This window comes from Pyxidicoccus caerfyrddinensis (assembly GCF_010894405.1).
GTDB lineage: Bacteria > Myxococcota > Myxococcia > Myxococcales > Myxococcaceae > Myxococcus > Myxococcus caerfyrddinensis.
In genome coordinates, this window is the sequence record NZ_JAAIYA010000001.1 from 14830 (window position 1) to 29151 (window position 14322).

Sequence of the window (14322 nt, forward strand, 5' to 3'; positions counted from 1 at the left end):
CGGTGGAGGCCGCCAGCCGCATGGGTGGCGTCCAGGGCTCGGGCCAGCCGGGCAAGAAGCTCAAGCACCTGTCGCGAAGACGGGCGCTGTGCCTGGGCCCACTCATACAGCGGCAGGCCCTCCAGCCAGTCCATGACGAGCCAGGCGTAGGACACGCCCTCCCGGGGCTGCCAGTGGCCATGGTCCACCAGTCGGGGAACGGCGGGGTGGCGGATGCGCGAGAGCAGCTCGGCCTCACGCGCGAAGCGCGCATCCCCCGGGCTCACGGCCAGCTTGAGGGCCACGGCGTCGGCAGTCTGCTGCTCGTCGCGCACCGCGCGGTAGACGACGCCGTAGGTGCCCCGGCCGCGCTGCTCCAGCAGTCGCCACGGGCCCAGTCGCGTCCCGGGGGGCAGTCTTGCCGGATTGAGGTCGTCAAACTCCATGAGTTACCTCGTGAGGCGGTCCGCACCGCGCACGAGGAGACTACTCGCGAGGTAGGTGAACTCCAACGTCATCCGGCAGGTGGACGACAGCCCTCCACACCGGACTGACGTGGGGAGCCCGGACAGCCACAGGTGAAAGCGCATGCTTCACCGCCGCTGCAGGTAGCGCAGCAGCAGGGGGCTGCGCGGCCTCTCCACCGGCGGGGCGCACCACTCAGGCGGCCTCCGTCAGCGGTCCTCCTCGGCCCCTCGACACCTGCCCACCTCCCTCAACAGTGCCTCTATCCGTCTTATGCTCCAATCGAGGCACCTGAAAATGGAACGGGTGCTCCAGTCACTGAACCGGGCTCTGGGGCAGCGCCGACCCAATGCGTCGTGCACCAGGATTCAGGTGAGTGTCGGTGTCTCGACAAACGTAGCGAACCCGTGTGCTGTACCTCTGCTCGTGGCTTCCGTCTAAACAGGCGGCACGCTGGGTTGAAAGCCAATGCGAGGAGTGAGCTCATTCCTCACGCACCACAAAGCCCGCTGTGTCCTGGCTTCCGCTGAGGAAGAGTTTTCGCCAGAGAGGATGGGGTGCGATTTGGGGACCTGGAAGACCATCACCGCCGTGAAAAGGCTTTGCGTTGCCACCTCACTCGCCGGTCTGGCGACCATCAGCCACGCTGCGGCGATCTTCGGTCTGCAGACCGTACCGGCGTGGAATGAGCGGAGCGATCTCACTGTCGAGGTGACGAACTGGTCGAAGCTCGAATTTCAGGTCGACAGCCTCGCGGTGACACTGTCGGGCGGCGGCGGTCGCCCCTGCCAATGGGCGGTGACTCCTGCCTTCGCGCTCGGTCCCACCGACAAGCGCGCAGTGCTCGTCGCGGACCGCAGTGCAGTGCAGGCCTGCCTGCGTGGCCGAAACCCGGCCGTGGCGCTCGACACAAAGAGCCTCCACTTCGTGGCCGTGGTGCCGGACAAGGAGGGGGGGCCGGACAAGGAGGCGGCGCACCGACCCACGGAGCTCGTGCTGCGAGTCGAAGTGCACGTGAGCCGCAGCGGTCGCACGCTGGAGACCTCGTCGGCCTGGTTGCTCGAACAAGGCCAGCGATAGTGGGGACGCCATGAAGCTGCGCCTATGGGTCGCTGGAGTGACGGTGGCAGTCGCCTGCTTCCCGCTGACCCTCGTCCATTCCGCACCCTCGTCACGCGTTGACTATGCCCAGAAGTGTGCGCTCGAAATGGGGGGCATCCCCAAGTTCAACTGCATGACCGGTGCCGTCATTCCCATCACCAAGAACGGCCAACCCGTCACACAGGCACAGCCTGGCGAGAGCTGCGACAATCCCATCCAGCTCGGGCTCGGGGGCAGTCAGTGCGTGCCCTACTCACGCTTCCTCCGCATCCCCAGCACGATACCGACAGTCGAGACGGTGGTCATCTGCCGGAAGTACCAACAAAACGACAAGGGGCCGTTCGACTCGGCCTTCACGGACATCGCAGTCATCCAGCACAACCGGGCCACCGGCAATACGTGCTTCTTTCAGAGCCACCTGGATGCCAACCTCGACGGCAGCCAGGTCCCCAGCCCACAAGACGCCACCACAGAGGCGGCCCAGTATTGGCTTGATCCTCCCGGTGTGGCCGGCATCCATTGCACCGGTTGCCACGACGCCGATCCCTTCATCTGGTCGAAGTACATCATCCAGGTCGCGAATCCGACCCACTGGAACCCGGTGGGGCTCTGGAACTCCAATTATCAGGACATGTTCGGCTCCACCGTCAGGACCTTCCGCCCACCGAACAACTCCTGCACCAGCTGCCATCGCATCGGCGACAAGACCTGCGAGCAAAATGATACGGGGGAAGGCCGCATGACCGTGCGGGAGGTCGCCGACAAGCTGTGGATGCCTCCCGGGTTTGCCAGCACCCACCAGCAGTGGGACGCCGATTTCAAGGCGGCCGTCCTGGAGCTCTACGCATGTTGTAAAGACTCGACAACGGCGAACTGCAACACCCGGGAAGCCACGGCCGAGCCCGACGGCGACAACGACTTCGTTGCCGACAGCATCGACAACTGTCCCTCCGTGGCCAACAGGAACCAACTCAACACCGATGGCGACCCGCGCGGCGACGCCTGCGACAACTGCCCGTATCATCCAAGCCCAGCTCAGACCGACCTGGATCAGGACGGCTGGGGCGACCTCTGCGACAACTGCCCGAGCGTTCCCAATGCGGATCAGCTCAACACGGATGGTGACAAAGAGGGAGACAGCTGCGACGCGGATGACGACAACGACTTGTGCCTGGATGCAGCCGATGACAAGCCGAAGGAAGACTCAACCCGGATCGGGTGGCGCATCGCCGCGAATTGTCCCGACACTGCGCGGGAGGTGTTCGGATGGGACGGTGCGGACTCGGACGGAGACGGAGTACGCAATTGTGCCGACGCCGACGATGACCAGGATGGAATAGCGGACGGTGAGGATGTTTGCCCCGTCAACCCGGGTAGCGAGTTGGCCTGCCAATTTCCATCCGTCAGCTGCCCGGTGCAGACCTTCTGGAAGGTCTGCCAGTTTGGCGGCTGCAACCGATTCGAGATCCGGATCTCGTCAAGGGTCAATCCTAGCTGGACGGTCGTGAACTTCGTCATCTCCGAAGAAGCGGTCGTGATGTTGCCGAGCGGCGCGGAGACCGTCGAGGCAATCGAAGCCGCGGTCCTCGGCCAGGTTCAGGCCTCCGCGGTCGTGGGCCAGCGAGGCCTGCCAACGGTTGGCGGCGCGCAGCGACACCAGGCCCCGGCAGCCACCTCGCAGCGAGGCACTTCGCGGATGGTCAGATTGGAGATCTGGTCCAAGGGAACGCCACGACGACCGGGCCGGTTCGTGGCGAGGATCGCAGAATACGATCCGCTGGAGGTGCGTCAGGGCAAGAGCACGGGTGGAACCGCGCTCATCGTAAAGGTCGCCGACAATGGGACTGGGATCTCCGTGGAGAAGGCTTCGGCCCCCCGAGCCGAGTCCGTGCGGTAGAAGGCGCGCAGGTTGACCCCAAGGGGCGGCGCGGCCTCTCCACCGGCGGGGTGCACAACTCAGGCGGCCCCCGACAGCGCTCCTCCTCCCCTCGGCACCTGCCCACCTCCCTCAACAGTGCCTCTATCCGTCTCATGCTCGGTGGAGGACTCGGGGGCGCGCCCCACTGGGCCTCCATCCTTCATTGCTCTTGCGGCCTCCGCCAAGCCCGCGTTTTCACTGGGGCCGGGGAGGAATCATCGGTCGACCGATGAATCCGGACCCTTGACGTCGTTCTGGTGTGCATGACAGAGCCCACTCCCTTCCCGCCCCCGATGACCGCCTTCGACGCGCTCGTGCGGCCGCACCGCCGCGCGTTGCATCTCCACTGCTACCGCATGGTCGGCTCGTTCGCTGAGGCCGACGACCTCGTGCAGGAAACGCTGCTGCGCGCGTGGAATGCGCGCGACGCGTTCGACACGAGCGGCGGTGAGGCCGGGATGCGGCGCTGGCTGTACCGCATCGCCACGAACGCCTGCCTCGACCACCTGCGGAGCTCCTCGCGGCAGGCGACCTCCGCGCGCTCGTTCGCCGAGACTCCCTGGCTGCAGCCCTACCCGGACGTCCTGCTCGAGGAGGAGGCCGTCACGCGCGAGTCCATCGCCCTGGGCTATCTGGCCCTCATCCAGCGGCTGCCTCCGCGGCAGCGGGCGGCCTTCATGCTGTGCGAGCTCCTCGACTGGTCGGCGGCCGAGACAGCCTCACTGCTGGAGACCTCGGTCGCGGCGGTCAACAGCAGCCTCCAGCGTGCACGCGCCACGCTCTCGCGCCACGAGGCGCCCCCGCGCGGCGACGCAGTGACGGCCGACGAGCGCGCGCTGCTGGGGGCGTTCATCTCGGCGCACCAGAGCGGCGACTGCAAGGCGTCCATCGCTCTGCTCACGCGCGACGTGCGCGTGACCATGCCGCCGCTGCCCGCGTGCATCGAGGGCGTGGACCAGGTGCTCCCGCTCATGGAGCGTGCGAACGCCATGGGCGAGTGGCGGCTGGTGCCGGCGTGGGCCAACCGCATGCCCGCGGCCGTGAGCTACCTGCGGCGACCGGGCGACCACGAGCTGCGCGCCTTCAAGCTCGACGTTCTGCACGTGCGCGACGGCCGCATCCACGAGATCACCACGTTCCAACCCACGCTGCTGGCCGCCTTCGGCCTGCCAGAGGTGCTCGCGTGAGGGCGCTCCTTGCCGCCCTGTCCCTCCTCGCCGTCTCCTGCACCTCCATTCCCTCCTCCCGAGGCTCCTCTCCCATGACCTCCCCCACCGCCCCGACGAAGACCGGCTACGCCCACGTGAACGGCCTGCACCTCTATTACGAAGTGCGCGGCCCTCTCGCCGACGGAGGCATGCCGCTCGTGCTGCTGCACGGCGGACTCCACAACACCACGCTGGACGCTCCGGTCGCGACGCGCCTCGCGCAGGGTCGCCAGGTCATCTCGGTCGACCTCCAGGGCCACGGCAGGACCGCCGACGTCGACCGACCGCTGCGCTACGAGCAGCTGGCGGACGACCTCGCGGCCCTGCTCGACGAGCTGCGCGTGCCGCAGGCGGACGTGCTGGGCTACTCGCTGGGCGGTGGTGTCGGCCTGCGCCTCGCCATTCAGCATCCGTCGCGCGTGCGCAAGCTCGTCGTGGTGAGCGCGCCGTTCAGCAATACCGGCTGGTACCCGGAGGTAGCCGCGGCGTTCCAGCACCTGACCGGCGCGCTCGCCGACATGATGAAGCCCGCGCCGGTGTACCAGACCTACGCCGCCATCGCGCCCGATTCGGCGGGCTTCGCGCGCCTCATCGACAAGACCGGCGAGCTCCAGCGCCGCCCCTACGACTGGTCCGCGGAGGTGTCGAAGCTCTCCATGCCCGTGCTCCTCGTGTTCGCCGACGCGGACAGCATGCCGCCCTCGTACATCGCGCAGTTCTACGGGCTGCTCGGCGGAGGCCAGCGCGACGGCGGCCTCGACGGCAGCGGCCGCCCCAAGTCGAGCCTCGCCATCCTGCCCGGCCGCACGCACTACGACCTGTTCGAGTCCCCGGCGATGGTCACAGCCGTCGAGCCCTTCCTCGGGCCCTGACCCATTGCGAATCAGTTGCCCGCCACGTGCCCATTCAGCCAGGGCACGATGCGGCCCAGCACATCGGGGCGCGGGTTCTCCAGGGTGATGGGGCCCTCGCTCTTCGTGGGAATGGGGACCGGCACGGGGGACGTGTCGATCCGGCCCTCTACCTTCAGCGTGGAGGGCAGCGTGAGGCAGTACGTCTGCGGCGTGAACGAGCCGAAGGTCTTGTACACGAGGACGTACTGGCGCCCCGCTTCGATTGGGTAGTCGATGATCGCCGTCCCGGTCTCGAGCGCGTCCTCGAGGTAGCTGCCTCCGTAGGCGGTGAAGGTGACGCCGTCCTCGACGGACGCCATGCTGAGCGGATATCCGTAGCCATATCGATAGCCATTGGGGTTGGCCGAAATCACATCGCCCTGGATGACCACCGTTCCGGTCTCTTGGGCGGTGAGGACGAAGGCGTCGTAGCGGAAGTCCAGGATGCCCAGCGCGGAGTCGGTGGTGAGCAACCCACTGAGTGCGCAGCCCTCGGGTACCGGCGTGCGGGTGTCGGGGGCCCGGGCCGAGGACGTGAGGGAAAAGGGAGAGGTCTGGGTCTGCGGAGTGCCCGTAGATGAATCCGGGGTGGTGTCATCCGGCGCAGGCCCGGGAGCGGGAATGGGCTCCGACTCGGGTTGGCAGGCGGTCACCTGGGCCAGGAGCACGAGCAGAACGGGGACACACCGGTACGAACGCTTCATGGAAATCTCTCCCATCAGGCCGGCCCCGTGCGCATGCTCCGGAAAGCCTGCTGCGACGTCAAGGAGGCCTCGCTCGAGGCTCCCCACCAGGGTGCGCGCTGTCGTCTGGATGATGCTCGGCCCTCGCCCGCGTGTGCCGCCTCCGGACACCCGCCGTCCCACAGCCGTACAGCGCCCGAGGCTCCTGGCGACGGCACGTGTCGTCACTTCGCCCACTTGAGTCCCGGGCCGCGTTGGCACGCCTCTGGCTAAAGAAGTCCGGCCATGCCCTCCTTCCTCCAGGACCTGCGCTACGGCGCCCGCTCGCTGCGACGCAGCCCCGGCTTCACGCTGGCGACCGTGCTCGCGCTGGGCCTCGGCATCGGAGCCAACACCATGCTCTTCAGCGTGGTGAGCGCACTGATGCTGCGCCCGCTGCCCCTCCCCCAGCCGGAACAGCTCGTGTCCGTGTGGGGGATGAACCGGGACGAGGGCGACGCCAATTCGGGCCTGGCTCGCCCGGACGTCGAGGACCTGCGCCAGGAGGTGAAGTCCTTCGCCGGGCTGGCTGCGTTCAATACCGCGGGCATCACCCTCACCGGCCCGGGCGTGGAGCCCGAGCGCGTGGAGGGCGCGATGGTGAGCGAGGACTTCTTCCGCGTCGTCGGCGTGGCGCCCCTGCTGGGTCGCTGGCTGTCCGCCGAGGAGCAGTTGCTCAACGGCCCACGCGCGGTGGTGCTGTCCCACGGGCTCTGGGTGCGCCGCTTCGGGGGCGACGCCCAGGTGCTGGGGCGCACGCTGGAGCTGGATGGCCAGTCCTACTCCGTGGTGGGAGTGATGCCCCCGGGCTTCGACTTCCCCCGAGAGGGCGCCAGGGACGCGGTGCTGCTCTGGGCCCCGCTGCACGCCAATGCCTTCCTCCGCGCCAACTGGGACAACCGGGGCGCGCACAGCCTGAACGCGGTGGCGCGGCTGACTCCCGGTGCTCGCCTCACGCAGGCCCAGGCCGAGACCGATGCCATCACCACCGCGCTCGCCCGGGAGCACCCGGAAAGCAACAGCCACCGCTCCGTGAGCCTCCTGGGCCTGCAGGCGCGGCTGTCCGCCGGGACGCGCCGCCCCGCCCTGCTGCTGCTGGGCGCGGTGACGCTGCTGCTGCTCATCGCCTGCGTCAACGTGGCGCAGCTCCTGCTGGCCCGCGCGCTGGCGCGGCAGCAGGAGTTCGCGGTGCGCACCGCCCTGGGCGCGGGGCGGGGCGCGCTGGTGGGACAGCTCCTCTCCGAGGGCTCGCTGCTCGCCTTCGCGGGAGGGGCGCTGGGGCTGCTGCTGGGTGTGTGGGGCGTGGACGCGCTGAACGCGCTGCTGCCCGCGGCGGCGCACCAGGTGCAGTCGGTGCGGGTGGACGGGCTGGCGCTGGCGTACACGGCGGGGCTGTCGGTGGCGGTGGCGCTGCTGTGTGGCCTGGCGCCGCTGCACACCGCCGCGAGCGCCAGCCTGGGCGGGCTGCTCCAGAGCACGCGCGGCACCAGCGCGGGACGCGGGGCGCTGCGCTGGCGCGCGGTGCTGGTGTCCACGCAGGTGGCGCTCGCGCTGGTGCTGCTGGCCGGCGCGGGGCTGTTGGTGCGCAGCGCGCAGCGGCTGGCGGCGGTGGACCCGGGCTACCGGCCGGAGAACATCACCCTGCTTCGGGTCAGCCTGCCCGACGTCCGTTATGCCGACGACGCCATGGCCCCATTCTTCAACCGGCTGCTGGAGCGCACGCGCTCGCTACCCGGGGTGGAGTCGGCGGCCCTGGTGACGCCGGGGATGGTGTCGGGCGGCGCCGTCTCGCTCAGCCTGGACATCCCCAGCCGACCCACCTCGCCGGGCGAGCGTCAGTCCGTGGCCTACCGCGCGATGAGCGACGGCGTCTTCACCACGCTGGGAATTCCCCTGCGGCGCGGGCGCGACTTCACGTCCCGGGACGATGCCAGCGCTCCAGCGGTGGTGGTGGTGAACGAGGCCTTCGCGCGCCGCTTCTTCCCCGGGGAGGAGGTGCTCGGCAGGAGCATCGTCATTGGCTATGGAGACCCGCTGCCGCGCGAGGTGGTGGGCGTGGTGGGCGACGTGCGCGCCCGCTCGCTGGACGTGGCCGCCCAGCCGGAGGTGTATGCGCCGCAGCAACAGACGCCCTGGCCCTTCTCCACGCTGGTGGTGCGCAGCCGCCTTTCTCCGGCCCAGGTGGCGGCCACGGTGAAGGCGGAGCTGCACCAACTGGACTCTCAGTTGCCCCTTCCGCCCCCCACCACGCTGGAGCAGAGCCTGGAGCGCTCCGTGGCGGACCGTCGCTTCCAGCGCGTGCTGTTGCTGGCCTTCGCGCTGACGGCGCTGGCGCTCGCCTCGCTGGGCATCTATGGGCTGATGGCCTACAGCGTCGCGCAGCGGCGGCGGGAGCTGGGCATCCGCCTGGCATTGGGGGCGATGCCGTCCGACGTGGTACGGCTGGTGATGCGTCACGCGCTGCGGATGTGCGCTGTGGGCCTGGGTGTGGGGCTGGTGCTGGCGCTCGCGCTGTCGCGGGTGCTGGAGGGGCTGCTGTACGACGTGAGCGCCACGGACCCGCTGACCTTCGCCGTCGTGCCGCTGCTGCTGCTCGGCGTGGTGGCGCTGGCGAGCTGGCTGCCTGCGCGGCACGCCTCGCGTGTGTCTCCGGGTGAAGCGATGTCGGCCGACTGAGCCGGCTGTCGCCCAGGAGCACGCCGCAGTGTGAGCTGAACAAGGGCATGCGCCAGGACGGGCTGACGACGGACGAGGCGGTTGAACCTGAACCTGATGTGGCGCTGGAGTCCGAAGAGCGCTGGCCTCGCTGCCGGCGCCCTTTGTCTTTTGTGCAACCCAGCTCTGCACTTCCGTCTATGGCTCGATTTGCTAGCTCTGGCGCAATGTCCGGGATTATGCCGGTCATCATCCGCGCAGGTGGGCGAGTCCGATTCGAGAAGTCGGATCCTGGAGACGGGCCAAAGCCTCTGAAGAGGCCACCCTGCGAGTACTGCGGGAGGCCCGAGCACCCCTTTGCGGCAGCGTGGGGCTGGCATGCCGGCAGCTCTTCGGTGCTGCGCGACAACATCCTCAATGGAGCCGAGGCGGACGCTCACCCCTGGTATACCGGGCGCTGGTCCATCGCTGCGCATCACCTCATCTGCTCGGAGGCAATGGCCGATGACGAAACGTGGGCGGTGTACTGCCGGCTGTTCGGCTACGACATCAATCGTCGGGAGAATGGCGTCCTCCTCCCCATGGTGCTGGCCGTAGCGTGTGAACTCCATGTGCCTGTTCACGTTGGGCCCCATGCTGGTGGCTGGGCTTTCGACATGGACGTTTCCTACCCCGAGGCCGTGAAAGCCCTTCTGGAGGCGGTAGCCGAGGCGATTGAAGGAGGCAGATTCTGCCAGGACCCGGCAGCGCTAACCCGCGAACTGGACAGCATGAGCGCGTCCATTCTCCGCAAAGTGGCCAAGGGGCGCTGGACGCTCACCACCGACGGGCAGGACTACCAGCCGGGCGGCGTGGGCTGCGCTGGTGCGTCGAGCCTCCAGGACAAGCCCCGGCACGCATGCCCCCGTGGCCGGCGGCATGGTGCTCGACACGGGCGCACTGGCGAACCTCTGGCGCGGCGGCAACTGCAGGTGGGGGCGTAGTCGTGCAGGACGAGTACTTTGTGCTCATGCGCGGCCGCTCCCTGGAACACCCGCTCCTGGCATGGGACGAGTCCGCGTCCCCATTTCGAAAAGGGCGTCCCGTGCAGCACTCGGAGCCCGTGCGGTTGAAGCTGGGGGAGCCTGTGCCTCCCAAGCCCCGAATGGTGGACCACCACAGCCTTCCCGCGCCTGTGGTCTCCTCGCGCCTCAAAGAGTGCATGGAACCGCTAGCTCTTCAGGGGGTGCAGTGGCTCCCCGCGGACGTCCGCGTCGGAGACTCGGTCCTCCGCTACTGGCTCTTGCACATGTGGCAGCGCTTGGCCTGCGTGGACCGAGAGCGCTCCGTCATCGAGAGTTCCGACAGCGGGCTGATGGTGCTGGGCATCGACAGACTTGTCCTCGATGAGAAGCTGCTGCGCGAGGTACCCCTCCAAGAGCGGCTTGCTTTCCGATTGGAGGAGGCGACGGTGCACCTCTTCCACCGCTCCGTGGTGGACCGGATGATGAGCCTCACGCCTCCACCGGAGGGCCTGCGCTTCATTCCGGTGCCGGACTGGAACGACTCGGCAGGGTTCCGCTGAGTCACGCGCTTTCAGTAGGCATCAACAGAACTCACCCCGATCAATCATCGCGACGAGGTTGGCGAGCACGCGGCGCAGCAGGGCGTGGAGCGTCTCGATTTCGGCGCGGGAGAGCCCGCGCTGCTCGACTCCTCCCTGGCACTCGTTTGACCGTTACGCGCGCGTCAGTCGCGCAGGAGCGGCTGGCCCGCCAGCACGTGCTCGCACAGGGTCAGTGCCGGGAGGTAGATGGCACCACGTTGGCCTGGCCGCAGCCATGCGCCGACCTGCGCCTCGCCGTGGACGACCAGGTGGATCGCGTCCGTGCCGTCCGTGACGAGTTTGCCGGTCAGCTTGAGGTCTCCCTCGCTGCACGCGCTGGCCAGTGCGCTTCTGCTTCGGCGCCGTCACGCGGCGCCCGCGGAACCTGTATCCACGTTGCATATGCATCTCATCGTATTCAGGCCAACCGCTCTTGACGGCCGGCATGTCAGACGCCCCGTGAAAATGCCCTGCAATCCCCACCGGGCTGGAAGGTCCCAGGAAAGAAGACATGCATACAGGCAGTCGCAGAGCCCTTGTCGTTGGACTGTTGTGGATGTTGGCCGTGGGTTGCAGTCCCGCGAATGGGACAGGCGAACCACCGGCACTCGAAACCCAGGCGGCAGGCGCCGTCACGCTACCGGGAACAGCGCTCCAGGATGGCGTTCCCGTCACTGTGTCCGGGGCCGCGGGCTCGGTGACGTACTTCTACGTCAACCTTCCCGCCGGTCTCCAGGAAGTGTCCTTCGCGCTGACGGGAGGAGCCGGCAACGCGAACATGTCCGTCAAGCGCGGCGAGGTTCCCACCACCACCGTCTACGACTGCAACCCACGGGCCTCCAGCAACGAGGAGAAGTGCAACGTGCAGGCACCGCTCGCCGACACCTGGAGCGTGAAGCTCGACGGGGTGGCGGCGTACGCCAACGCGAAGCTGGTCGTCTATTTCAACCAGCCCCTGCCGCTCTTTCCAAACACCAACTACTTCCACTACTCCAACCAGCCGACGATGTTCTTCGTCGACGTCCCGGCGGGAAAAGGCCGGCTCGAAATCGACTCCTCGGGCAGCAGCACGGTGAAGGCGAGGTTGGGTTCCCGCCCCACCGACACCCTCTACGATTGCAGCGGCACCTGCGACATCTTCAAGCCCGGGGCGGGCCGGTACTACATCCTGATGTCGAACAACACGTCGGGGAACCAGATCCTCCCCTGGGTGACCGGGAGCGTGAAGCCCACCGTGGCACTCACGAATGGGCAGACGGTGACGGGCATCAGCGCGGCGCAGGATGACCTGGCCTACTACACCCTCACCGTCCCCACGGGGCAGGCCCGGCTCACGGTGGAGAGCTCGGCTACGATTCGCTCACTCTACGTCCAGCGCGGGGACCCGTTCCCCAGCGGCAGCAGCAGCGCGGTGGACTGCCTCGCCAGTGTTTCGAGCGGTCCCGCTTCGTGCACGTTCGACAATCCGCAAGCGGGGACGTGGTACCTGGTGCTCCGGGCGGACAATGCCTTCTCGAACCTGAGCCTGACGGCTCGCGTGGTCGCCAGCACTGGCACCGGAACGGCGACGCCCCTGCAGAACTCCCAGCAGGTGACCGGGCTGTCCGGCAGCCCGGCAGAGGACCGCTACTACTCCCTCACTGTTCCCGAGGGCATGCCGGTCCTGAACGTCCGGACGACGCAGGGAACGGGCATTGCCGAGATGTTCGTCCAGCATGGAACCCCGCCGACGCGGGGTCAGGGCACGGCCTGCGGAACGGGCTGCAAGTTCCCGAATCCGGCCGCGGGCACCTGGTACATCCTGGTTCGCGGCTTCACGACATTCTCGGGCCTGAGCTTCTCCGCGGGGTATCCCAGCGTGCTGACGCTGGTGCCAGGACAACCGGTGCTCTACGGCAGCAACGCGCCCTACTACACCTTCGATATTCCCGAGGGGCAGACGGAAGCCAACATCACGCTGACGACCGATTACAACAACTGGGTCATGGTGAAGCAGGGCTCCTGGTCGACCGACTTCAGCGACGGCTGCCGGTCTCCGTGTCGGCTCTTCCGGCCCCAGGCCGGGCGCTATTACGTCACGGTGTATTACACGAGCGGCATCGTCTACGGGACCCTGGCCGGGTGGTACGGGGGCGGTCCGGTCGCCTCGCTGACGGACGGCGTTCCCCAGGTCTTCACGGCCGGTGCGCAGCGTGAGTTCCGGTACTGGCGCATCGACGTCCCGGCGGGACAGTCGCAGCTGCGCGTGGACCACGCCTTCCAGCGCGGCCCCCAGACGCGCCTGTATGTCCGGTACGGGGACGTGCCCGCGACGTTCCAGTACACGTGCCAGGCAGCGTCCTGGACGTACAACAACGTCCCTGCGGGGCAGACCTGCGTCATCGACAATCCGCAGGAGGGGGCGTGGTACGTCCTGGTGGCCAGCGAGTCCGCGCTCGATGGAACCGTCCGGGCGACGACCTCCTCCGGCATCCCTCTCATGGCTCCGGGGTACGAGGAGCAGCCATTCTCTGGGGCACCCGGCCAGGAGCGCGTGTGGAAGGTCGAGGTTCCGGCCGGGCTCAGCGACTTCCGGGTGATGCTCAGCGGCGGAGTTGGGAACGCGGACCTGTACGTGAAGTACGGCGAGGCTCCGGGCACGACGTACGACTGCGCGTCCACCCTGCCCAACAACGAGGAGAACTGCGAGTTCGCGCACCCGCAGCCGGGCACCTGGTACGTGGCCGTTCGCGGCACCGAGACCTTCACCCAGGCTCGTCTGCTCACGACCTTCGCGAGCACCCCCGGTGAAGGCGTGAGGGCGCTGGCCAGCGGGGAGAACGTGGTGGCGTTCTCTGGCAGCCAGGGCTCCGTCCAGTACTTCAAGGTGGAGGTGCCGGAGGGGAGGAACCGGCTGGTGGTGGGCATGTCAGGCGGCCGCGGCAACGCGGACCTCGCGGTCAGCCGGGGCGTGCGCCCGACGCTGACGGCGGCGGACTGCCGGAGCCAGGACCTCACCAGCCTGGAGGTCTGTGTCTTCGAGAACCCGGCGCCGGGAACGTGGCTCATTCGCGTCGACGGAAAGACGGACTTCAAGGACGTGGTGCTGACCGCCCGGTACAGCCTCACCAACGAAGCCATTCCGATGACGATTGGCACCCCGGTTCCGAACCTCTACATCGGCCCCAACGAAGCCCTGCTCTTCTCCGTCAGCATCCCCTCGGCCTCCGACTTCGTGCGGGTCGATGTCCAGTCGGGGGTGAATCCGCCCACCGACGTGCGCTTCGCGGACATGGCCTACAACAACGTCTTCACGTGCAACACGTCGGGTCGCTTCACGCAGTGCAGGGACAACTTCCTCTCCAGCTCCCCGGGGCAGCGACGCATTTCGGTCAAGTCCAAGACGCCGGCGACGGCGTCGTGGGGAAACATGGTCACCATCAGCGATGGCATCGATGGCTGGAACGATGACACGACCTTCGCGGCCCTGATGAATGGCGTGGCCGTGACGGAGCTGACCGGCAACGGCCAGTTCAAGATCAAGGTGCCCGCCGGCGCTACGAAGCTGACCATCACCACCCGGGGGCCCACCGGGACGTCGAGCGACCCGGGGCAGCTCTCCCTGTACGTCAAGGGTCTCAAGCCCGCCTCGAACTCGCAGTACAACTGTGCTTCGACGGTGACGGGCATCTCGCAGGGGTGCAGCTGGACCAACCCGACGGCAGGGACCTGGTACCTCGCGACCTACTGGACCAGCGGGAGCTACGACGTGAAGGCCACGTTCGAATAGGCGGCCACCGCGCGTACGCAGCCGGCC

Annotated in this window: 10 protein-coding genes; 8 read left to right on the forward strand and 2 right to left on the reverse strand. The window is 67.9% G+C overall.

The window, feature by feature from the left end; translation table 11 throughout:
• On the reverse strand, positions 1–425 hold a 425-nt coding region (locus G4D86_RS00070), incomplete at its 3' end, for a protein kinase domain-containing protein (protein ID WP_163989332.1).
• Between the two features lie 583 nt (positions 426–1008).
• Here G4D86_RS00070 and G4D86_RS00075 point away from each other — a divergent pair.
• The 4 genes from G4D86_RS00075 (at position 1009) to G4D86_RS00090 (ending at position 5543) form a co-directional block, all read left to right on the forward strand.
• A complete protein-coding gene (locus G4D86_RS00075) occupies positions 1009–1524 on the forward strand; it encodes a hypothetical protein (protein WP_163988002.1) in 516 nt (171 codons plus the stop codon).
• A gap of 10 nt (positions 1525–1534) precedes the next feature.
• Positions 1535–3442: a thrombospondin type 3 repeat-containing protein gene (locus tag G4D86_RS00080; protein ID WP_163988004.1), complete on the forward strand. Its 1908-nt coding sequence runs from the start codon at positions 1535–1537 to the stop codon at positions 3440–3442.
• Positions 3443–3726: 284 nt separating this feature from the next.
• Complete coding sequence (locus tag G4D86_RS00085) at positions 3727–4650, forward strand: RNA polymerase subunit sigma-70 (protein WP_205519410.1); 924 nt, start codon at positions 3727–3729, stop codon at positions 4648–4650.
• Positions 4651–4724: 74 nt separating this feature from the next.
• Complete coding sequence (locus G4D86_RS00090) at positions 4725–5543, forward strand: alpha/beta fold hydrolase (RefSeq protein ID WP_163988006.1); 819 nt, start codon at positions 4725–4727, stop codon at positions 5541–5543.
• 11 nt (positions 5544–5554) lie between these two features.
• Here the strand turns inward: G4D86_RS00090 and G4D86_RS00095 are convergent, their stop codons facing one another.
• Entirely contained in the window at positions 5555–6268 is a 714-nt protein-coding gene (locus G4D86_RS00095; protein ID WP_163988008.1) for a hypothetical protein, read from the reverse strand.
• Positions 6269–6532: 264 nt separating this feature from the next.
• Here G4D86_RS00095 and G4D86_RS00100 point away from each other — a divergent pair, with 264 nt between their 5' ends.
• The 4 genes from G4D86_RS00100 (at position 6533) to G4D86_RS00115 (ending at position 14295) form a co-directional block, all read left to right on the forward strand.
• A complete protein-coding gene (locus G4D86_RS00100; protein WP_163988010.1) occupies positions 6533–8962 on the forward strand; it encodes an ABC transporter permease in 2430 nt (809 codons plus the stop codon).
• A gap of 374 nt (positions 8963–9336) precedes the next feature.
• Complete coding sequence (locus G4D86_RS00105) at positions 9337–9924, forward strand: AHH domain-containing protein (protein ID WP_240359959.1); 588 nt, start codon at positions 9337–9339, stop codon at positions 9922–9924.
• A gap of 26 nt (positions 9925–9950) precedes the next feature.
• Positions 9951–10505 carry an imm11 family protein gene (locus tag G4D86_RS52490; RefSeq protein WP_338050577.1) on the forward strand — a complete coding sequence of 185 codons (555 nt, stop codon included), beginning with the start codon at positions 9951–9953 and terminating at the stop codon, positions 10503–10505.
• 697 nt (positions 10506–11202) lie between these two features.
• Entirely contained in the window at positions 11203–14295 is a 3093-nt protein-coding gene (locus G4D86_RS00115) for a PPC domain-containing protein (protein ID WP_163988016.1), read from the forward strand.
• The last annotated feature ends 27 nt before the right edge of the window (positions 14296–14322 follow it).

Bases quoted from the DNA above. Each gene is read 5' to 3' on its own strand.
- G4D86_RS52490 (WP_338050577.1), top strand. From the start codon at position 9,951: ATGCGCGGCCGCTCCCTGGAACACCCGCTCCTGGCATGGGACGAGTCC.
- G4D86_RS00100 (WP_163988010.1), top strand. From the start codon at position 6,533: ATGCCCTCCTTCCTCCAGGACCTGCGCTACGGCGCCCGCTCGCTGCGA.
- G4D86_RS00090 (WP_163988006.1), top strand. From the start codon at position 4,725: ATGACCTCCCCCACCGCCCCGACGAAGACCGGCTACGCCCACGTGAAC.
- G4D86_RS00080 (WP_163988004.1), top strand. From the start codon at position 1,535: ATGAAGCTGCGCCTATGGGTCGCTGGAGTGACGGTGGCAGTCGCCTGC.
- G4D86_RS00095 (WP_163988008.1), bottom strand. From the start codon at position 6,268: ATGAAGCGTTCGTACCGGTGTGTCCCCGTTCTGCTCGTGCTCCTGGCC.
- G4D86_RS00085 (WP_205519410.1), top strand. From the start codon at position 3,727: ATGACAGAGCCCACTCCCTTCCCGCCCCCGATGACCGCCTTCGACGCG.